The following is a 20,979-nucleotide window of genomic DNA, read 5'->3' on the forward strand; positions in this document are numbered from 1 at the left end:
TAGACTTTTATCAGTAAGATCAGCACTTTCTTCTCAATTTTTTTATGTAACACCAGCTTAACCTGTTACCAATCAGGAACAATAAAGCATCTAGGCCTAGGCTCTTCAATTACAGTAGAGACAAAGTCTTAGAAATAGGCTTTTTTCAGTAGAATAATTTGAAATAAAAATAATGGGCGACTTTTTGCACTTTTAACAAAAGTCCCTGTACAACAGTGGTTTCAAGCATCTAAATACGTCATTTTAGCCGAATGAAAGCGTTAACATACGCCCTAAAATGTCACGTTATAGCATCTTATCCGCTAGCGTAAGACAAATTCGAGTAAAGCTTCAGTATCTTCACACTCTTGTATCAGTTGGTCTGTCAGCACAAAACCGTGTCTGAGCAGCACTCGCTGTGAAGCTAAATTATGTTTAGCCACATGGGCAAAGAGGGGTCTTAAACTGACTAAAGGCAAAAATTGCGCTAAGGTCTGTGTCGCGATACCTTTGCCCCAATATTCACGGTCAATCCAATACCCTATAAGCGCTTGTCCATCACTTTGCCAATGCCCAATATTGCCCACAAACTTGCCATCGACCACTATCGCCCTTGGCAATACATTTACTTGTCCCAGAATATTTTGATGCCAATGTTTAAAAAAATGCTTCTCGATCCCGAGGAGGAAATTGAGCAAGCTGGTTAGCAATGGGATCGCTTTGATGCACAAAAATAGCTTCAAGATCACTTTCAATAATCTGGCGTAAACTCACGCTGTATTGCGTGTTTGGCTGTTTATCTGACTTACTAGACATAGGTATCACCATTAATACTATGTATTTCAACTTGGTACAGCATGCCACATTTTATGAAGGTAAGCTCAAAAAAAAAGCGCATAACCGAGAAGGAGTTAGCGCTCGAAGAGGCAAATTCGCCGAAATTGAGGTGTGTAAATTCAAGCCATAAAACTCACACGATAGCATTCAAAGCCTAGATAAAAATCAATGCAAAAACGGGTGCGCCTAACACCATAGCGATACCAATAAAAATCATAGTCAAACTGGCGATAACGCCCTCTTGCTTGCCGATTTCATTGGCTTTTGCTGCGCCCGCACCATGGGCAGATGCGCCTAGAGCAACACCTTTACCTAACGAAGTACGAATACGCATAAATTTAAATAAGGGATCACACACCAAGATGCCAATGACGCCTGTAATTAACACCATCATGGCAGTCAACTCAGGCACGCCGCCAAAGGCACTGGTCGCCTCCATCGCAAAAGGAGTCGACACCGAACGTACCAGCAAACTCTTAGACAATTCCACCGGCAAGGGCACAAACTTCACCAACAGCCAAGAAGACATCATCCCCAGAAACAATCCGGCCGTTACACCTAACCCTATCGTCAGCGGATACTGGCGGATCAAGTTACGCTCACGATAAATCGGCAAAGCAAAGGCGATAGTTGCTGGCGCTAACATGGCCATTAACCAATGGGTGTATTCAAAATAGGTTGGCAGCGGGATTTTAAGATTAAACACCAATAAGGTAATCACTATTGGCGCTAACACTATGGGCGCTAACCACCAGACTCTATGGTACTTATAGAGACGCTTGGCGCCGAAGTAACAGAATATGGTCAGCAATAAGCTGAATAAGGCTAATCCCGTCTGCGACAACACAAAATCCACCACTCTTGAGTCAGTCATCATTAAGCCGCCTTAGCGTGGCGACGGGCTTGCTTTTTGATGTTCAGTTGGCGCTCAAAACGAAACACTCTATCGACCACAAAGCCTGTACCAAACATCACACACACACTGCCCATCACTAAAGTGAACAATATATTGGTGCCGTATTGCTCAAACAAACCTTCGTACTTAATAACGGATATCACTGGCGGGATGAAAAACAGCAATAACTCACCAATCAACCAAGCGGCGCCCAGTTGCACTGCATTTTCAGGAATGAGTTTAAAACCTAATAAAAATAAGAGTATGCCTAAGCCAATCACACTCCCTGGAATAGGAGAATGTGCCCAAGTGGCGAACCAGTGACATGCGAAGGACAGTAAACAGAAGAGGCCGATTTGGCTTAATAACAAAGCCCAATGTCGACACTGACGTATTGCGGCTTGTGGGAATGACATGATTTTCTCGGTTAGAACAAAGTTTTCTATAGGGCTATTCTAGGCTTGCCTATTTGATAAAAAAAATGAATATTAAGAATGTAATGCATGAATTTTAAGAATACATTTTAAGGTGAACCTTAATGGACCTCAAAGTTATCCGCTATTTTATCGAAATCGTCGATGCTGGAGGCTTCGGTAAAGCCAGCGAAAAAGTCCATCTCACCCAACCTGCACTATCAAAAGCCGTACGCCAATTGGAAGAGGAGCTAGACCTCATCTTACTCGAACGCGGTAAACGCGGCACCCAAGTCAAACTCACGCCCGCGGGCGAAGTTGTTTATCGACATGGCAAAGAGTTACTCGCTGGCCGACAACGCATGCTCGCTGAACTCACGGCCCAACGCAGTTTAACCGCGGGCGAACTCAATCTCGGATTGGCTCCTCTAGGTAGTGCCGAAATTTTTGCCCCGATTATTGCCAAATATCGCCAGCAATATCCGCAGATAGAGATGCACTTACTCGTCCGTGGCGGTGTAGAGCAAACCGCGGCAATCCAAAAGGGCGAAATTGAACTGGCCACTGGGATTATTGATTTTGATGAGGGTTATGACGGCATACGTGTGTTTAACGATCCTATGGTAGTAGTGCTGCCTAAGGAAAATCCGTTATCCACCCGACAGATATTGTCGTTTAGCGATCTCAGCGCCGATCCTCAAGTGATGTTCGAAACCGAATACACTCTCTACCAATTAGTGCTCAATGCCTGCCGACACGCCGGATTTGTCCCTAAAAACATTACCCGCGTTAGCCAAGCCGATTTCGGGATTGCCTTAGTCGCCGCGGGCACAGGGGTTATGGTATTACCGCGCTCCATCGCGCGGCGCTACAGCGTGTCAGGCGTCGTAAATATCCCGCTGGCGAGTGACGAGCTGCGCTGGGAGTTATCCCTCTTTTGGCGCAAAGACCAAGTATTGTCCTTCGCGGCTCAAGCCATGATCGCCTTAGTCGAGAAGCACTTAACCCATAAATAACCCTATTCTTACCAAGGAACCACTAAGCTTAAACGCACTAGCGTATCGCTATCCCATGGCAGAATAGGCAAATACTCAGCCGAGTTAACATCGACTTTGGCATAGTGGTCTAAATTGTATTGCGTGTGCTCAGCACTCAGCATTAACACGCTATTAGGCCGCCAAAAATCGGTTTGGTAACTCAGCTCAAAGCGATATTGATTCTCTAACCATTGGTCTTCGTCTTGCCAGGTTTGTGCGGCCACTTGCATATGTAGCTTAGGCGTCACATTAGCCCCTACACTTCCCATAAAGGTATAAGCAAACATACCATTCCCAAAATCGCCACGATCGTAACCTCGAGTTCTAGGCACATCGTCATCGATTTCGAGATAGTAATAACCCGCACCCGCCTTGAACTGAGCCTGTAATTGTTGCCCATCAAAGTTAGCTGTCAGCCCAGGAAATACCTTAGCTTGTTTCTCAACCGAGCTAACGGTATTACGCTTTCCCTGTAAATCGAACTGCCAACCGAATGAAAACGCGGGATTAACACGATAAAGTTCACCGCTCGCGGCATAGGCAGACTTAAACCACACAGGGATGTGGTCAGGGTCGAGTTTATCGACATCTACGTCTATATAGGCATCCAGCGCCGCCGTCAGCAAAATATCGCTTTGGGTTTTATGTTCTAACAATAGACTCGCATTCACCCCTAAGGTGTGAGAATCCTCGACCACAAAATCATGGCTGCCTAAGCTGTAATGCCACTGAGTTTGCTCTTCGGCCTGCAGTGCACTCGATAAGCACAGGGCTAAGCACACTAATGCTGAGTTGAGATAGTTCACTTTTGACTCCTGAAACATCGTTTCTAGCTTGATAATCAAATCAGCCAGAGGATTAAACTGCATAAAATAGGAATAACACCAACTAAGGTTGCCGTTAAAGAGCGGCTAAACTAGCCAATTTAATCAAAAAATAATAGGCGATAGTTCAAATTATGACACTCTCATTGAGAAGCCGCTAATAAACACCACAGAAGTATAGATAGCCAAAAAACTAACAGTAACAATAGTTACAGACCAAAGCACAATAATTCAACCCAGAAAAAACAACTTACACACAAATTTGTACAGGAAAGCAGCGCCCCTCAATCTTGCGACTGAAAACTGCAAAATAGAAATGAATTTTTAATCAAATTAACAGCATAATTATTGACACTTAATGCTCATCTGCCTATAGTCGCCACACTGATAGTGAAATCGAACAAGAGAGTCTTAAATGAAAAAGTCCATGTTATTAGGCGGCCTGACCTTAACTGCCACCTTGTTGTTAGCTGGATGCGGAAAAAGCGATGACGTGTTAGTCGTTGGCACCAATGCCGCCTTCCCTCCTTTTGAATATGTTGGCGGCCAAAGTGGCGATGAAATCAAAGGCTTTGATATCGATCTGGCCAAGCAAATCGCTAAAGATGCGGGCAAGACGCTGAAAGTCGAAAACATGAAATTCGATTCACTGATCGTCGCGCTTAATTCAGGCAAGATTGATTTTATCGCCTCAGGTATGACGATTACCGCTGAACGTCAAGCAAACGTAAACTTCTCTGAGCCTTACTACGAAGCGACTCAAGTCGTACTAGTCAACAAAGATAACGATAGTATTCATACGCTTGAAGATATTAAAGGCAAACACTTTGCGGTGCAGTTAGGCACCACCGCTGACATTATGTCGAAAAAATACACCCAAAATATCACCGCCTTTAATACGGGTTTCGAAGCCATTATGGAGCTTAAAAATTCAAAGGTAGATTTAGTGTTATTCGACAGCGAACCTGCCGCTAACTATCTGGCTAAAAATCCTGAATTAAAGATGATCAAACTGGATTTTCCTGCTGAGTTTTATGGTTTCGCCGTGTCGAAAGAGCAGCCTGAACTGTTGGCGAGCATCAATAAAACACTGGCTAACATGAAAGCTGACGGCCAATATCAGACGCTCGTTTCTGCCCATATAAAGTGATATCAGCATGATAGACGCAATTAATACCTCGCTGTTTAGCCCGATTGGCGAAGATGGCATGATAGGCATACTGCTGATATTAAATGGTTTGAAAGTGACATTAATCGTCACTTTCTTCGCCATGTTATTAGGCGCAGTGTTAGGCATTGGCACCACCTTTATGAAGATGTCGTCTAGGTGGTATATCCGCTTCCCCGCCAATCTTTATGTCGGTGTGATCCGTGGCACCCCAGTAGTTGTGCAATTAGTGATCCTTTACTTCATCGTGCTTTCAGCCTTAGATGTCGATAAGATCACCGCCGCTATTATCGCTTTTGGTCTCAATAGCGGCGCGTATATTTCTGAGATAATCCGCGCGGGGATTCAAGCCGTTGATAAAGGTCAAACCGAAGCGGCACGTTCACTTGGCTTGTCCCAAGCAATGACCATGAAGTCGATTATTCTGCCCCAAGCGATTAAGAATATTCTGCCCGCACTTGGTAATGAATTTATCGTGCTCCTCAAGGAAACCGCCGTCATTGGCTTTATCGGTGGTGTTGACCTTATGCGCGCCGGTGAAATCATCCGTAGCCGTACCTTCGAGGACAGTGTGCCCTTATTTACCTGCGCCCTTATTTACCTATTCCTGACCTACAGCTTCACATTTGTGCTGTCGAAATTTGAAAAGAGGTTGAAACAAAGTGATTAAAATAACCAACCTGCATAAAAACTTCGGCGATAACCAAGTGCTCAAGGGCATTAGCGAGCATATTCGTCAGGGTGAAGTGGTGAGCGTGATCGGCCCAAGTGGCAGTGGCAAGAGTACCTTTTTACGTTGTATTAATCTGTTAGAGCAGCCAAGCCAAGGCGATATCGAGATTGAAGGTCAATTGATCACAGCGCCAAACGCCTGCGTAGATAAACTGCGGCAAAAAGTGGGCATGGTGTTCCAAAACTTTAACTTGTTCCCCCATAAAACCGTCATCCAAAACATCACCTTAGCGCCCATCAGCCTAAAACTGATGACGCCAGCTCAAGCCGAGACCAAAGCCCTCGACCTACTGGCACAGGTTGGTTTAAGTGACAAAGCCAATGCCTACCCCGCCAGTTTATCAGGCGGCCAAAAGCAAAGGGTCGCCATTGCCCGCGCATTGGCCATGGAACCAGACTTGATGCTGTTCGATGAGCCAACATCGGCACTCGATCCTGAAATGGTCGGTGATGTATTAGACGTGATGAAAGATTTAGCGCTAAAGGGCATGACCATGGTCATTGTCACCCACGAAATGGGGTTCGCACGGGATGTATCCGATCGAGTGATCTTTATGGACGGCGGTTATGTGGTCGAATCTAGCCCACCCGATGAGCTATTCACTCACCCGAAAGAAGCCCGTACCCAAGCGTTTTTAAGCAAGGTACTGCGCTAGCTTAAGCAGCTTAAGTCCTTTCCCTCATGCTCACTGCAGTGACTTTAATAAGTGCCTGCAGTGAGTAAATGATTCAAATTAGGATCCTAACATTCAACGTTTATGACAAAGACTAAATTAAACAAGTCAGGATACAATCATCTTTCACAACACCATAAAAATTATGCCTTTGAATTAATAGGTATTGAACAAAAGCTAAATAGCCGTTTATCTGTTCAGGGAGTTTATTGTCATTGTGTCTCCAGCGACACGCCGTGAATATGTCCTTATAGGCTCGACGGCGACATCCATGTCGCCAACGGTCACTGGTGCCCCAATGCCAATTTTAACTACCAGTTTTGCTATATATACGTAAAAAGCTAGTAGACATAAATGGGTTAGAATTCTTGCTCTAATCTATGATTTTCGGATTAAATTTTCTATGGATTAACGCCGCGCTCTAGGACAAACCGAAGCGCAGCGTAGATTTGTCACAGAGCGCCTTGTTATGCGCTTGCCGCTTCACTTAAATCAATCTCCATTGGAATCTGATATGAATTTGTGTAAAGGCTAGCTTTAAATGATGCCCTCGGCGTGATCAAGACTTTTCCATCTTTTACTGAAATTGTACCGACCAGAGGAAATATATCCGATGGTCCCTTAAGATCAACAAACCTTTTAGTGAAAGTAGTACCTGTTTTGTGGTTAATGTATTTTACAAGCCCATGAGATGCTTCGCCATTTGGGCGCAATTTATATGAAACCAGAACCGAATATGACTTAGTATGTTTTGCCTTAACCGGAAGCTCGACCGCAGAACCAAATCTTTCCACCTCGTTTGAAGCAAGCTTGATTTTTTCGGTTTTTTCTATGCTCAACTTACAAAGGTGCTCAAGACACTCAAAGGTACTGCGAATTACAAATTGTTCAAGTTCGGACTCATTTAATGATTTTAATTTCTCAAAATTTACACCACAGTCTATATACCTAAGCCACTTTTCTGGTGTTCTATCGGAAAAAACCATCGTGCCTTCTGGAATAGCATTTGTGTAGTTTACATATAGGTGATCGAATTCTCCGAGGGATAATCCATTTTCACCAAGTATTGTGGCTATGCGAGCACCCCAGTAATGAAGCAGCTTAGGAAATTTGAAAAATCTAGAACAACTCGAAGGTAGACTCTTACCTGTCTCATATAGGGAGTCGCTAGCGTAATACCTAATATCTATTAATGCTTTTTCCATTTATATATCCGCTCTCTCTTCACGCATAGCCGCAAACAGCTGCTTTGTATTGGATTGTTTTGCGGTAGCGTAGCAAAACAAGGAACGAAAAAGCCATCAGGCTGGTTTGCATTGTTATGTGTTACTCACAGAATGGACAAAATAAGTTGTTCATGAAGTCTAGTGGATCAATATTGGAGCTAGGTAGTAGAACCGTAACTCTACCGTGCTTTTGACATTCTATTTCTTGGAAGCCACCTTCTGCTTTTAAAGTACTTATTTCCAGATCGCTCCAGCCGCACCAAGGGCAACATTTTATCTCAGCTTCAGTGATAGCAGCTATTTCCTGCTCCCAGTTACACTCTCCGCAATGGACTTTGCGAATCGTTCTGGCTTCTGTGAGGTTTATTACTTTGGGTCTTTCGATCATTAAGATTCCCTTACACATAACGTTGGGTATAAGCGGATCCGCGTTAGCGAATAATAAATCAAGCCATCCATTTTAAACCAACAACATAATGCACTTTTGGTTTGCCTTCAACCAGCGATGACTTTGTTAAGTAACTGAAATCATTAAGCTGTGTGCTAGGCTATATGCAGGGTGAACACTGGAAGCGAGATATTCCGATAATACCTATTCTTACTCCCAATTATCCCCTTCTCGGCGACAAACATAGTCATAGTAAAGGGTGGAACCAAAGGGCTGAAATTCCATCTCAATGCCGTTTTCGTAATACTGACCATTTTCGCAGTCCATTCTGTCATTAAGTCGTACTAAGGCATCATGAATACCACCATGTCTAGCATTAATAAGCATCTTGACGAGAGTCTCTCTTTGCTGGACAGTTAGTGACGTTAAGAACTCATTTATTTCTGAATTTTCCTGCCTGTTTGGATAGCTCCCTTCTTGCAAGACCCATTTTTCAAATACTCCATCATGTAACTGAGCAAACTCGTCAACAAAGCTTTTCCACAATTCAACTGAACTCATTTTTTCTCCTGAAAGCATAACGCAGTGCCCATGCGCGTAAACTTGTAAATGCCGCAGGCCTCGAATGCCTCACTCTGTTATATATCTGCTGCTTCATTAAACAAAATCCTGTTTGAAAACGGATCTGTTACAGTAAAGCAACGATCGCCCCAAGGCGCATCTTCAATACTAGGTTTGTTGTATTTATATGGCTTAGAAGTCACATGAGCAAATAATTTATCAAGTTCACTCACATTCACAAAAACCTTACAGCCAGGAGTACAGTCGCCTGAATGTTCACTCAAGTGCAAAACAAAATTGCCAAGTGAAACTTGTATATAAATCGGGTAGCCATCCTCAAAGCGATGTTCCCAATCTAATTCCATCCCCAGAAAGCCAAGGTAAAACTCTTTGGCTTTATCTTCATCAAAGATCCGCATAATTGGGATTGTCTGAAACTTCATGCCATCTACTCCATCACACATAAGCTTTGTCTAGTACGCATAAGCACCCAGTTTCAAATTTTTTTTGAAACTAATACCTGCCTTGATCACATTGTTTTTTACTTAAACCTGCTTAAAATGCTGCCATTGAATTTGTATTCCTTAATGATTTGGAGCCGTTACATGAGTGATTTAAGTTTCTTCGCCAAAAAGCGCTACACCACTAAGGCCTTTGATCCAACTAAGACGATTCCTGCGGATAAAATAGCAGAAATCAAAACCTTATTGCAGTACAGCCCATCATCGACTAACTCACAGCCTTGGCATTTTGTGTTAGCGAGTACGGCGGAAGGTAAAGCGTTAGTTGCCCAAGCGACCGAAAACTATGCGTTTAATACCCAAAAAATTCTCGATGCTTCCCATGTACTCGTACTCTGTGCTCGTGCTCAATTAGATGAAGCACACTTACTGCAAGTACTCGAGCAAGAAGCAAAGGATGGCCGTTTTGCTAATGAAGAAGCCAAGCAAGGCCAACATAATGGCCGCTCTTTCTTCGCTAATATGCATAAATTTGAGCTGAAAGATGCCCAGCATTGGATGGAAAAACAAGTCTACTTAGCACTTGGCACTTTAATGCTCGGTGCAAGTGTATTAGATATTGATGCGTGTCCGATCGAAGGTTTTGATGCCACTAAAATGAATCAAGTCCTAGGCTTAAGAGAGCAAGGTCTATGTGCCTGCGTGGTTGTCGCCTTGGGTTATCACTCAGAAAATGATTTCAACGCTAAATTGCCTAAGTCTCGCTTAGATCAAGAAGTGATCTTCACCGAAATCTAGTCCTTCACTCTATGTAAAAATAAGCATGCCCTTGATTTTATGTGATATAAACAAGGGCATCATGTCTAAAGCTAGCCCTCTCTTAACTACCTTCCCCTAAAACCTAACTGCTGTTAACGGCTTATTTACGCCGAGAAACCATCTAAAGTAGGAGTCAACCATCACGGTATTGCTCTAAAATTCATCTTTGCCTACACTTTGGCTCTGTGGCATAGTTTGCGGCTCAACTTAGTGAATGATCATTTATCATCGCCTTTCGAGTCATCTTTGTTGCAGCACAGCGGTTTTATCGGCGCATTGGTAACACTCACAATTTAGGATGGGACAGTCAGTATGTTATTTGCCAAACCCTCACTCACTGAAGAATCTCAATCGATTCGAGTTGCAAACACTAAGGGCGATAACCCACTGATTTGGCCGTTGCTTACGGTTTTACAAGCTTCAAATCAAAGTTGGAAAATCCATCACTTAGCCACTGAATTACAAACCCAAGGGCTGATCCACCAGCTTGATGAAAATCCGGGTAACGATTTATTCAAACGTAACTTCCTACTGATGAACGCCCTGTTTGAGCTACAAGAAATATTACTGCCCAAGCAATGGCTGCAAGTCAAAGCCATGGAAATTCAAATCTTCCGCTTAGTACCATCAAACGTTAACCTGCTGATAATGCAAGATACTTCCCTGCGTGAGTATTACCTCGATTGGAATAACTACGACACCAGCGAAAACGTAGTACGAGAATTACTTGAGGCATTCTGGAGCAATTATAAGAGCTATATTGGCTTAAATATCAATCTGATGAACAAAGGTAACGCGCTGCGAGTTTTCGAATTAGACGAGAGTGCTACCGCCCGTGATATCCGCAAGCAATGGCGTCGTTTAGCACTCAAATGGCACCCAGACAGACCCGATGGCGATGCGGCGCGTTTTCGCGAGGTGTGCGAAGCTTGGCAGTCGCTTAGGGATATTGCGTAAGAATTTAGCCAGTGATGATGCAGAACGGGGCTTTAATCAACATGCACCGACTTAGCGATGCGATCCTATCTACAGTCCTGCCAAATCTAAGGTAAAACTTCCATTGAGATCACAGATTTAGCCTACTAGCTTCATGCCAATTCAGTCATAATTAAGCCTTTCCATTTAACCTGAACCTATGTGTCAACGCTGCCATTTTGGCTAGCTTAACTCCTAGGTTGAAGCTCACTCTATCTCTTATGTTGACCGTTGAATATCAACGATAACAACGACTGACATTGTGAATTCAATCCCACCGAATTTGAGGAAACTATGATTAAACAATTAGCCTTGGCTGTAACCTTTGCGATTGCACCATTGAGCACCTTTGCCGCCAATTTTGTTGAAGGCACACATTACACTCAAATCTCGACCAAAGCGCCTAGCAGCGAACCAAAACTCACTGAATTCTATTCATTTTATTGCCATAACTGCTTCAATATGGAAACCAACTATTTGCCTGATATCAAGGCGAACCTCAACAAACAGATAAGTTTCGACAATAAGCATGTCGACTTTATGAATAGCGACATTGGCACCGAAGTGATGCGTTCATTAGCCGTGATCCAAAGCGTTGATAACAAAGACGCCTTAACCCATGCCATGTTTACCGCAATCCAAGGTGCAGAGGGCGCAAACGGCCACGATCATAGTGCACCTGGCCATCAGCACGAGCCGCAAATTAACAGCCGTGATGACATCAAAAAAGTCTTCGCCCAATTTGGTGTCGATGCTGCTAAATACGATGAATTAGCCAATAGCAAAAGCACTAATGAAAAGCTTTCCCTGTGGCGCACCCAGCAGAATGAATTCAAAATCGACAGCGTACCCGCCTTTATCGTGAACGATAAATATGCAGTAAATTTAAACAGTATCAAAACCTTAGATGAGTTAATTGGGTTAATTAACTACCTTGCAGTTGAGAAAGATGCCGCCCCCGCTAAAACCTCATCGGGTGGCAGTCTAGGCTGGTTATTTCTAGTCTTCACCGCCGCAATTGGTGTGACCCGTCAGCAACGTCTTAGCTAATTCAAAACAATCGTTGAAATAAAAAATGGCCACCAAATTAGGAGGCCATTTTTATACGTGTTCAATCCAAGTGATTGGTATAAGCGCTCGATATGGGTTCTGAAGTTTATTGCCGAATAAAATCAATAATATGGCTCGCAGCCAAGACGAGATGTAGGATCAAGAAACCAATAAAAGCCTGCGCAAAGACTTGATGATAACCACGCCATGCCAGTGTTGTTGGCGTCCCTTGAACGATAAACCAAACGAGGCCCGTAACCCCTGTAGCCACCAGCAACAGCATGCCAAGACCTTCTATGGCACTAAACAGCCCTTTGCCACCAGCGACGGGGAATTTGCCTTTAGCAAGTCCAACAATATCTTGCTTTAACTGTGCCCAATCGCCCGCCAACCAGCCAAAGTATTGGTGCCACTTGCCACGCAAGGTATTGCTGAGTAAGAAAAGAATCCCAAGCACAGTGCACACTAAACCTAAATATACATGCAAATAATCCCAAAAACTGGCGTTATCGGGTATCCGTCGGCCCATAAAAATCCACGGACTGGAACACACGAGTAAGATAGTCGACACGACAATCCACACATGCAGTTGCGCCATAATGACTCGGCACAAGGAGCGAAGTTTAGTCATCATACTGATCATATTTAATGCTCCTTTGCCCTTGTGACTAAGGCATACATACAGCTTGCAGGGCGCGAATAGAATAGGGCTAAATGAAGCACCGAAATTTGATATCAAGCTTAAGCGCTGTGGATCTGCTCACCAAACTCAGTCACTTTCTGCCAATCCGTGTATTCAACATTGGTAACAGGGTCAGTAGGTCCTTTAGTTAACCACATGATGAAACGGATAATATTTCTATCTAAAGCGTTATAGCCTTGGTAATTCAAGTTCCCCCCAAAAACGCGCAACAATTGTGGCCGCCAAGTGGTTTTACTTAAAAATGCCTGCATGTAAGGATTGGTCTCTGGGGTGTTTTTCTCGGGTTTACGTGCCACTAAGCTGACAGAGAAAAAACCACTGACCTTATCCGTCAATACGGCTTGATGCTTTTCAATAAACTCGTACAAACTTGGGTTATGTTTACCATGGCGAATACTGGCACCTATGATGATTTTGTCGAACTCAGTGAGCACTGGAGCGGCCTTGATATCGGCAGTAACCACTTCATTACCCAAAGCCATTAACTGCTGTGCGAGCTTTTTAGCAATCTTTTGGGTTTGGCCGTGAACACTAGAGTAAATGATAAGAATTCTTTTCAATTTAGCCTCGATTAATCCCAAGCAAAATAACAATAAGCAGCCTAGAAAAGACGGTGCAGGCGACTTAATTTCGACTCTCTATGCCCGTTTGGCATATCAAATGACATCACAACGCTCAGACTAAATGCGCTAAAAGTAGCAATGGACACCCAGAGTCATTGGCATTCCAGTGGAATTTAACTTGGTATGCAAAAGTAAAATGACAATTATGATATTTCATACTAGGTGATTTACCCGCCAATTTACATGAAATAGATCACAGGCTTAGCGCCAAACACCCCAAGTATATGCGGTAGTTTTAACTGCCTCACAAAAATAACGCCTTAGGTATATTCTCGCTTTAGCGTCTTTGTAACCGAGGGAGTTAATTCGCCTAAACATTGTTACAAAATTGAAAGGGATAAGTCACACCTTATATAGCCAACCTAAGAAAAAAGCATTAGCATTTGAACACTTATCGCCTGAGTCCCTTATCCATGAAAGCTATTCAAGCAAAAGATCCTAAAACACTCTTGCTGTGGATGACCTTTGTTATGTCACTCGTGTTTGCCGTTTGGCAGGCATTGCTCAACAACTTCGTGATTGAGAAAGCCCAATTCACTGGTGCTGAAATCGGCATGTTACAAAGCCTGCGCGAAATCCCCGGCTTCTTGGCTTTTACGGCAATTTTTGTGCTGCTGCTCATTCGAGAACAAGCCTTCGCCCTGCTCTCGCTCGCCATTTTATGTATCGGCGTAGCGGTAACAGGTTTCTTTCCTCAGGTCATAGGCCTGTATCTAACGACTGTGTTGATGTCTGTCGGGTTTCACTATTTTGAAACCATCAACCAATCGCTAACGCTGCAATGGGTCGATAAAAAAGACGCGGCTGGATTTATGGGGAAAGCACTGGCGTGGCGTTCGGCGGCCGCTTTAGTCGGTTATGCCAGCATTTGGCTAGTAATGACTTGGTTGAAGCTAGACTACCTGCATATGTATTTGATTATAGGCGTATTAGGTCTCATCATTGTGCTAACCATAACATGGTATTACCCCAAGTTTGAGACAACGGAAATACAACACAAAAAAATCATACTGCGTAAACGCTATTGGCTCTATTACCTGCTCACCTTTTTTTCAGGTGCGAGGCGGCAAATCTTTATGGTATTTGCGGGCTTTATGATGGTTGAAAAGTTTGGTTATAGCGTCAGTGAAATCACTGCGCTGTTCTTAATCAACTATGCCGTTAATCTACTGTTTGCGCCTGCTATTGGTCGTTTGATTGGACGTATTGGTGAGCGTAATGCGCTTACTGTGGAATATATTGGACTCATCTTAGTCTTTATCAGCTATGCCCTAGTCGAACAAGCCCATATGGCGGCAGCACTCTACGTCATCGATCATTTACTGTTTGCGATGGCAATTGCGATGAAAACCTATTTTCAAAAAATCGCCGACAGCAAAGACATTGCCGCCACTATGTCAGTCAGTTTCACCATAAACCACATAGCCGCAGTGATTATTCCTGTACTTTTGGGCTTATTATGGTTAACCGATCCCGCCTTTGTATTTTACATAGGGGCGGGCTTTGCCGTATGTTCGTTACTGCTAGCGCTGAATGTTCCGCGCCATCCTGAACCGGGTAATGAAACCTTATGGTCTTGGCCAACTAAAAGTGCGAAATCAATCGCTAAAGTCGTTAAATAAAACGGCATAATAACGAACCAAAGAATTGGCTTAACGAGATGCTCAAACTAAAGAGATGATCATCTAAAGTAAGCTACAACCGAATGTAAGAGTTCACTAAACCCTCACCTCAACCACAGTGTAGGCTCAAGGATTAATAACGCGATGAAGGATTCAGATATTTTACTGTTGGCAGAAGAAGGCGAGTCAGCATCCGAGGTATCCGCTCGCAAAAAAGCCCTGCTACTTGGTCGCCAATTAGGGCTCGCCAGTGAGCAAGAATATCGCCCTGCGAACGCCTCAATTGCCGAGCGAGCTCAACATAGAGCACGAAAGTTATCGAGCGAATATCAGGCCAATGTGGAAACCATTTTTGCCTTAGCCCTCAGTTATACCCACTCAGATGTCACTGGGGTCGATCTTGATCCCGATTGGAGCCATCAATTTTTCTTGATGGCGGAACAAATCCATAACCGTAAGATGCAAGATTTGTGGGCTCGGATATTGTCGAGCGAAATAGTGAATCCGGGAAACTTCAGTCTACGTACCCTAGCGCTGCTCAAGCAACTGACTCACAGAGAAGCACAAATTCTTGAAAAAGCCCTTGGCATGGCGGCTAAGGTAAATAACGAGCAGCGCCTAAAACTCATCAGTGGCTACCGCTTGTCAGGTGGGATTGGCCAGTATTTCCGTAAAAGCACCTCAGTCAATTTAGGCTTATCCCAGTTTGGGCTACCTTATTCCAGTATTTTGACCTTAGTCGATGCGGGAATACTTCACAGCAGTGAGTTCGAAACCGGCCTACTCAATAACAAAACACCGATTCAATTTGCCCTACAAGGCATACAAATGAAGCTTACGCCCAAGAGCGGTAATCTGCTTTTTAGCTATTATCGCTTAACACCGATTGGTGATGAACTCGCCCAACTCGTGCAACCTAAGCCGGATCAAGAATACTTGAAGGCTCTGCAGCTCTTATTTGCTAAAGACTTTAAAATAGAATAATGCTCACGCCATAAAAAATTATGAATCAATGGTATAGGCGGTAAAGCCCGGGAATAACAAAGGAGCCTAAAGGCTCCTTTTAAGCAAGATAAGGGCTAAATGTTAAGCTAGCGCTTTTGCCTTATCGGCATTGATAACATTGATTGCCGTCAGATAATCAATTAAGGCGCGTACTTGAGTCACTAAATCGCCTTTGCTGGTATCTATGGTTAACTCGGCGGCCAATGGCGCTTCATAGGGTGATGAAATACCAGTGAAATTGCTAATCTCGCCACTGCGCGCTTTCACATATAACCCCTTAGGGTCACGCTGCTCGCACACACTCAAAGGCGTAGCTACATGCACTTCAATAAACTGCCCCGCAGGAAAACGGGCACGAATACCATCACGTTCTTCACGGGTCGGTGATATAAATGCCGATAACACCACAAGCCCCGCATCCACCATCAATTTAGCCACTTCACCCACACGACGCAGGTTCTCATCACGGTCTTCAACCGTAAACCCTAAATCTTTACACAGGCCATGGCGCACATTATCACCATCGAGTAAATAAGTGTGGAATCCCGCCTCAAATAACGCCCGCTCTAATGCACCCGCCAGTGTTGACTTGCCCGCGCCAGAAAGTCCGGTAAACCAAAGTAGTACCGGGTTTTGGCCTTTCTGCTCGGCTCTGGCGGCTTGGTCTACAGGATGTTGATGCCACACGATATTTGTCATAAAAACTCCTCAATCCCCATGTTGACTAACCGCTAACATAAGGGCAATAAACTCAAGCTAATCACTAAAATGGAAAGATGATCGGCACCATAAATATCACTATCAGGGAATAAAGCACAGATAACGGCAATCCAAGGCGGACAAAGTCACTGAAGCGATAATTACCCGCATTAAATACCATCAAATTGGTCTGATAGCCGTAGGGTGAAATAAAGCTCGCGCTGGCACCAAAGACAACGGCCATAATAAAGGGCCTTGCATCGACACCGTAATTAAGCGCAATCGCGTAAGCGATAGGAAACGCCAGCGCCGCCGCTGCGTTATTGGTCACCAGTTCAGTCAGCAATAAAGTCATTAAATACACGCCGACAAAAGCGCCAAATACCCCATAACCGTTAATAACTGAGAGTAATCCTTGGGCTAAACTGTTCGCAAGGCCTGTACTCATCATCAAGTTGGCAAGCCCTAATGCACTCCCCACGATCACCACTAATTCCAATGGGAAACGGCGTTTAAGCTCAGCCAGTGTGACTGCGCCTATGGCAAAATAACTGAGCAGCAATATCACTAAACCCTTAGCCAAGGGTAATATGCCAGTGACACTCAGGATGATCGTTGCCGCAAAGCCCAGCAATACCCAACGACCACGACGACTGTCCAGACGCACATTCAAATCTAAGCCGCTAATCGCCGCAAATTCTGAACTTAATTTTGCGCTATTGCTAAAACCATCACCTGGCGTCAATAACAACACATCACCGGGTTGCAGAATAATGTCACCGAGTCCGCCCTTCAGCGGATGATTTCCGCGGCGAATGGCCATCACAGCCGCATCAAATTGCTCACGAAAACGCGATGCTTTCAACGAACTGCCCACTAAACTGGATGACGGTGCGAGTACAGCTTCAACTAAATTTTGTCCTTTGGCTTGATGTTTACCAAACCAATCTAAACCATCGAATTGGTGCAATAACTCAACCGATTCCACCGCGCCACTAAAGCGCAGCACGTCGTCCGCTTGCAACACTAACTGGGGCGGCACAGGGCAAATACAAATGCCACTGCGTTCTAATTCAACCAGATATAACTTTTTCAGCGCCCTAAGTTTATTATCCACCACACTGCGACCGACCAAGGACGAACCTTTCGCCACATGGGCTTCGAGCAAATATGGCAGCGCTTCTTCACCTGATTCTTCCCGTCTGTCGGGCAGAATGTTCGCCAGTAAGGTCAGTAACAAGATGCCTGCGACGACGATCACCACTGCAACTGGTGTAAACTCGAAGAACCCTAAGGCGGGTAAGCCGGCGTTTTCCACAAAGGAGTTCACAATCAAGTTGGTCGAGGTACCAATCAGGGTCAGTGTGCCACCTAAAATTGCCGCATAATTTAACGGCAATAATAACTTAGCCGGCGCGTGTGCCTGATTGCGGCGCACAACACCAATCAGTGATGCCACAACTGCAGTGTTATTGGTAAATGACGACAGTAAAGCCGTCGAAAAACCGAGCTTTGCGATTGTCATAGGCAAAGAACTATTGCCTATGACTTGACTCAACTTTCCCAGCAGGGACGTTTTTTCTAATGCTGTCGCGGCCAACACCAACAGGACAAGCGTGACTAAGCCAATATTGGTAAAGCTTGTTAATGCGGTATCGAGCGCAACCATGCCAAGCAAATAACAGAGCAAAAATGCAAATAAAAACAATACCGCTGGATTGATACGGCCACTAATTAAGCCAGCCACAAGCCCTATCAAAATAATCGCTAATAGCCACAAGTCACTCACAAATTAAGCTCCAAGCTTAGTGATATCTATCGCTTGCCAATGGGGGAAGTGTTTACGCACTAAGGCATTAAACTCGACTTCAAAGGCACTAAATTGTGATGCTGTTTGCTTGTTAACATGTTGACCCGACACCACCATAACCGCGGCAACCGTCGCATTACTCAGGCGGTCGATTAAGATCATTCCGCCGGTATCGCGTACTAACGAATATGCATCAAACACTATGTCTTCGGTCAGTTCTAAGGTCACACGCGCAATGGCGTTTAACCCAAGAGTGTCCGTCGCACTGCGTGCTAAGGTATTAACGTCAACCACATAATCGATAGCAGTCACAGAGGCTTGCGTCTTCTTACCGGCCACTTTGATGTCGTATAACTGACCAAGTTGTAATGGCTTTTCATCCATCCACACTATGTCAGCGCTGATCACGTTAGCGACGGCTGGCGCAGAATCGGGTTTTGCCAGTAAATCGCCACGGGAAATATCAATTTCATCTTCCAGCGTGATAGTCACAGCTTGGCCTGCAACCGCTTCTTGTATGTCACCATCGAAGGTCACAATACGTTCAACCTTGCTGCGTTTGCCCGATGGCAAAGCGACTAACTCGTCGCCGACATTAATGATGCCAGAGGCTAAAGTGCCCGCAAAACCGCGAAAATCTAAGTGAGGGCGCGACACATATTGCACAGGGAAACGCACAGGCAATGAGCTGAGTTCACGCTGAGTATCAATGGTTTCTAACAGTTCAAGCAGTGTACCGCCTTGATACCAAGGGCTTTGGGTGCTGCGCTCAACCACGTTGTCACCATTAAGCGCCGATAACGGCACAAAGTGGATATCGAGATTACCGAAATCTTTAACAAAATCCGTAAAATCGGCACGAATACGGTTGAATACTTGCTCGTCAAACCCAAGCAAATCCATCTTATTCACGGCCACAACAAAGTGACGAATACCCAGTAATGACGCGATAAACGCATGGCGCTTAGTCTGAGTCTGCACGCCGTAGCGGGCATCGACTAAAATCACCGCTAAATCACAGGTTGATGCACCCGTTGCCATGTTGCGAGTGTACTGCTCATGCCCTGGCGTATCGGCGATGATGAACTTGCGCTTATCACTTGAAAAATAACGATAAGCCACATCGATAGTGATGCCCTGCTCGCGCTCAGCTTGTAGGCCATCCACCAGTAAGGCTAAGTCAATGGCTTCACCTGTGGTGCCCATCTTAGCGCTGTCGCTCTTTAGGCTCGCTAATTGATCTTCATAGATCTGGGCGCTGTCGTGTAACAGACGGCCGATTAAGGTACTTTTACCATCGTCAACACTGCCACAGGTTAAAAAACGCAGTAAGCCTTTGTGTTGCTGCAGGGCTAGATATTCTTTCACACCATGGAGGGTAATTTCTGCCGCCATGAGATTGGTTTTATTGACCGCTTTGTCCATCATATTCTCACTCTTGATCTGCTTGGCTGAAGATCGCGCTGATTAGCGCCACCTTCGCGAAATAGGGTTAACCCTGTAGAGATTAGAAGTAGCCTTGACGCTTCTTCTGCTCCATAGAGGCGCTTTGATCTGAGTCGATCAATCGGCCCTGACGTTCGCTCGAACGGGTTAACAGCATTTCTTCAATAATCTTTTCTAGACTGTCGGCCTCAGAATACATGGCGGCCGTGAGTGGGTAGCAACCTAAGGTTCTAAAACGCACCACTGCTTCTTTAATCTGCTCGCCCTCGGCTAACTTCATCCGCTCGTCATCGGCCATGATTAACTGACCACCGCGCTCAACCACTTTACGTTTAGCAGCAAAGTACAAAGGCACTAACTCAATGTTTTCTTGATAAATATATTGCCAAATATCCAGCTCAGTCCAGTTAGATAATGGGAACACGCGAATACTTTCGCCCTTGTTCACTGCGCCGTTATAGGTGCGCCATAATTCTGGACGTTGGTTTTTAGGGTCCCATCTGTGGTGACGGTCGCGGAAGGAATACACGCGCTCTTTGGCGCGGGATTTTTCTTCATCGCGGCGAGCCCCACCGAAAGCCGCATCGAAACCATATTGGTTAAGTGCTTGCTTTAAACCTTGGGTTTTCATGATGTCAGTGTGTTTCGCACTACCATGGTCGAAGGGGTTAATTCCCTGCGCCAAACCTTCTGAGTTGATGTGCGTCAGTAACTCGAAGCCAAATTTCTTTGCCTGCACATCACGAAACGCGATCATCTCTTTGAATTTCCAACCTGTATCGACATGCAGTAGCGGGAATGGGATCTTGCCTGGATAAAAGGCTTTACGTGCTAAATGCAACATAACGGAAGAATCTTTCCCGATGGAATACAACATCACAGGATTATCGAATTCGGCTGCAACTTCACGAATGATCTGGATGCTCTCAGCTTCCAGTTGTTGTAAGTGGCTTAGTTCACGCCCGGCCATACTATTCTCCGTTACCTTAAATTCGCCGTGTTACCACAGCATGGATTAGCTTAATTTGTTTA

Annotated in this window: 21 protein-coding genes and 1 pseudogene; 9 read left to right on the forward strand and 13 right to left on the reverse strand. The window is 44.7% G+C overall.

Features of this window, described 5'->3' with window-relative positions; translation table 11 throughout:
• Positions 1-302: 302 nt before the first annotated feature.
• The 3 genes and pseudogenes from L5M17_RS07600 to L5M17_RS07610 form a co-directional block, all read right to left on the reverse strand.
• Positions 303-795 (reverse strand): annotated as a pseudogene (locus tag L5M17_RS07600) (GNAT family N-acetyltransferase).
• Between the two features lie 175 nt (positions 796-970).
• The gene (locus L5M17_RS07605; protein WP_263146600.1) at positions 971-1,690 is read right to left on the reverse strand and encodes an LrgB family protein; all 720 of its coding nucleotides are present in this window, start codon (positions 1,688-1,690) and stop codon (positions 971-973) included.
• 2 nt (positions 1,691-1,692) lie between these two features.
• Entirely contained in the window at positions 1,693-2,127 is a 435-nt protein-coding gene (locus L5M17_RS07610; protein WP_028761649.1) for a CidA/LrgA family protein, read from the reverse strand.
• A gap of 122 nt (positions 2,128-2,249) precedes the next feature.
• Between L5M17_RS07610 and L5M17_RS07615 the strand changes: the two genes are divergently transcribed.
• On the forward strand, positions 2,250-3,140 hold the full coding sequence (locus L5M17_RS07615) for a LysR family transcriptional regulator (protein WP_113938996.1): 891 nt from the start codon (positions 2,250-2,252) through the stop codon (positions 3,138-3,140).
• Positions 3,141-3,148: 8 nt separating this feature from the next.
• Here the strand turns inward: L5M17_RS07615 and L5M17_RS07620 are convergent, their stop codons facing one another.
• Complete coding sequence (locus tag L5M17_RS07620) at positions 3,149-3,967, reverse strand: hypothetical protein (RefSeq protein WP_263146402.1); 819 nt, start codon at positions 3,965-3,967, stop codon at positions 3,149-3,151.
• A gap of 433 nt (positions 3,968-4,400) precedes the next feature.
• On the opposite strand from L5M17_RS07620, the gene L5M17_RS07625 reads away from it, so the two are divergent.
• Genes L5M17_RS07625 through L5M17_RS07635 form a run of 3 tightly spaced genes read left to right on the forward strand, consistent with a single transcriptional unit; the run spans position 4,401 to position 6,541 of the window.
• Positions 4,401-5,135 (forward strand): basic amino acid ABC transporter substrate-binding protein, encoded by a 735-nt coding sequence (locus tag L5M17_RS07625; RefSeq protein ID WP_011847627.1) that lies wholly within the window; start codon positions 4,401-4,403, stop codon positions 5,133-5,135.
• Positions 5,136-5,142: 7 nt separating this feature from the next.
• Positions 5,143-5,823 carry an amino acid ABC transporter permease gene (locus L5M17_RS07630; protein WP_263146404.1) on the forward strand — a complete coding sequence of 227 codons (681 nt, stop codon included), beginning with the start codon at positions 5,143-5,145 and terminating at the stop codon, positions 5,821-5,823.
• Positions 5,816-6,541 (forward strand): amino acid ABC transporter ATP-binding protein, encoded by a 726-nt coding sequence (locus L5M17_RS07635; protein WP_106649618.1) that lies wholly within the window; start codon positions 5,816-5,818, stop codon positions 6,539-6,541. The genes L5M17_RS07630 and L5M17_RS07635 overlap by 8 nt, the downstream gene beginning before the upstream one ends.
• A gap of 485 nt (positions 6,542-7,026) precedes the next feature.
• Here L5M17_RS07635 and L5M17_RS07640 read toward each other — a convergent pair whose 3' ends face one another.
• From L5M17_RS07640 to L5M17_RS07650, 3 genes are all read right to left on the reverse strand, one after another.
• Positions 7,027-7,764 carry a hypothetical protein gene (locus L5M17_RS07640; RefSeq protein ID WP_263146406.1) on the reverse strand — a complete coding sequence of 246 codons (738 nt, stop codon included), beginning with the start codon at positions 7,762-7,764 and terminating at the stop codon, positions 7,027-7,029.
• Between the two features lie 619 nt (positions 7,765-8,383).
• The gene (locus L5M17_RS07645) at positions 8,384-8,734 is read right to left on the reverse strand and encodes a DUF6547 family protein (RefSeq protein WP_263146409.1); all 351 of its coding nucleotides are present in this window, start codon (positions 8,732-8,734) and stop codon (positions 8,384-8,386) included.
• 77 nt (positions 8,735-8,811) lie between these two features.
• Positions 8,812-9,177 (reverse strand): VOC family protein, encoded by a 366-nt coding sequence (locus L5M17_RS07650; protein WP_263146411.1) that lies wholly within the window; start codon positions 9,175-9,177, stop codon positions 8,812-8,814.
• Between the two features lie 162 nt (positions 9,178-9,339).
• Here L5M17_RS07650 and L5M17_RS07655 point away from each other — a divergent pair, with 162 nt between their 5' ends.
• From L5M17_RS07655 to L5M17_RS07665, 3 genes are all read left to right on the forward strand, one after another.
• Positions 9,340-9,993 (forward strand): oxygen-insensitive NAD(P)H-dependent nitroreductase NfsB, encoded by a 654-nt coding sequence (locus tag L5M17_RS07655; protein ID WP_028761757.1) that lies wholly within the window; start codon positions 9,340-9,342, stop codon positions 9,991-9,993.
• A gap of 333 nt (positions 9,994-10,326) precedes the next feature.
• The gene (locus L5M17_RS07660) at positions 10,327-10,971 is read left to right on the forward strand and encodes a DNA-J related domain-containing protein (protein WP_131524261.1); all 645 of its coding nucleotides are present in this window, start codon (positions 10,327-10,329) and stop codon (positions 10,969-10,971) included.
• Positions 10,972-11,283: 312 nt separating this feature from the next.
• Positions 11,284-12,039, forward strand: coding sequence for a thiol:disulfide interchange protein DsbA/DsbL (locus L5M17_RS07665; protein ID WP_263146414.1), 756 nt, complete (start codon positions 11,284-11,286; stop codon positions 12,037-12,039).
• Between the two features lie 106 nt (positions 12,040-12,145).
• Here the strand turns inward: L5M17_RS07665 and L5M17_RS07670 are convergent, their stop codons facing one another.
• Both L5M17_RS07670 and hemG read right to left on the reverse strand, forming a co-directional pair.
• Entirely contained in the window at positions 12,146-12,673 is a 528-nt protein-coding gene (locus L5M17_RS07670) for a cytochrome b/b6 domain-containing protein (RefSeq protein ID WP_263146602.1), read from the reverse strand.
• A gap of 107 nt (positions 12,674-12,780) precedes the next feature.
• On the reverse strand, positions 12,781-13,302 hold the full coding sequence (hemG, locus tag L5M17_RS07675; RefSeq protein WP_028761755.1) for a menaquinone-dependent protoporphyrinogen IX dehydrogenase: 522 nt from the start codon (positions 13,300-13,302) through the stop codon (positions 12,781-12,783).
• Positions 13,303-13,778: 476 nt separating this feature from the next.
• Here hemG and L5M17_RS07680 point away from each other — a divergent pair, with 476 nt between their 5' ends.
• Together L5M17_RS07680 and L5M17_RS07685 are read left to right on the forward strand one after the other, a co-directional pair.
• Entirely contained in the window at positions 13,779-14,987 is a 1,209-nt protein-coding gene (locus L5M17_RS07680; RefSeq protein ID WP_263146417.1) for an MFS transporter, read from the forward strand.
• Between the two features lie 144 nt (positions 14,988-15,131).
• Positions 15,132-15,971, forward strand: coding sequence for a TIGR03899 family protein (locus L5M17_RS07685; protein ID WP_198571838.1), 840 nt, complete (start codon positions 15,132-15,134; stop codon positions 15,969-15,971).
• A gap of 102 nt (positions 15,972-16,073) precedes the next feature.
• On the opposite strand, the gene cysC is transcribed toward L5M17_RS07685, so the two are convergent.
• From cysC to cysD, 4 genes are all read right to left on the reverse strand, one after another.
• Positions 16,074-16,691 carry an adenylyl-sulfate kinase gene (gene cysC / locus L5M17_RS07690; protein WP_105251589.1) on the reverse strand — a complete coding sequence of 206 codons (618 nt, stop codon included), beginning with the start codon at positions 16,689-16,691 and terminating at the stop codon, positions 16,074-16,076.
• Positions 16,692-16,755: 64 nt separating this feature from the next.
• Positions 16,756-18,480, reverse strand: a complete 1,725-nt coding sequence (locus L5M17_RS07695; protein ID WP_263146420.1) for an SLC13 family permease — start codon at positions 18,478-18,480, stop codon at positions 16,756-16,758.
• Positions 18,481-18,483: 3 nt separating this feature from the next.
• Positions 18,484-19,926, reverse strand: a complete 1,443-nt coding sequence (gene cysN / locus L5M17_RS07700) for a sulfate adenylyltransferase subunit CysN (RefSeq protein ID WP_219233805.1) — start codon at positions 19,924-19,926, stop codon at positions 18,484-18,486.
• 82 nt (positions 19,927-20,008) lie between these two features.
• Positions 20,009-20,917 (reverse strand): sulfate adenylyltransferase subunit CysD, encoded by a 909-nt coding sequence (gene cysD, locus L5M17_RS07705; protein WP_263146422.1) that lies wholly within the window; start codon positions 20,915-20,917, stop codon positions 20,009-20,011.
• Positions 20,918-20,979: the final 62 nt, after the last annotated feature.

Source organism: Shewanella sp. SW24 (assembly GCF_025653395.1).
GTDB lineage: Bacteria > Pseudomonadota > Gammaproteobacteria > Enterobacterales > Shewanellaceae > Shewanella > Shewanella oncorhynchi.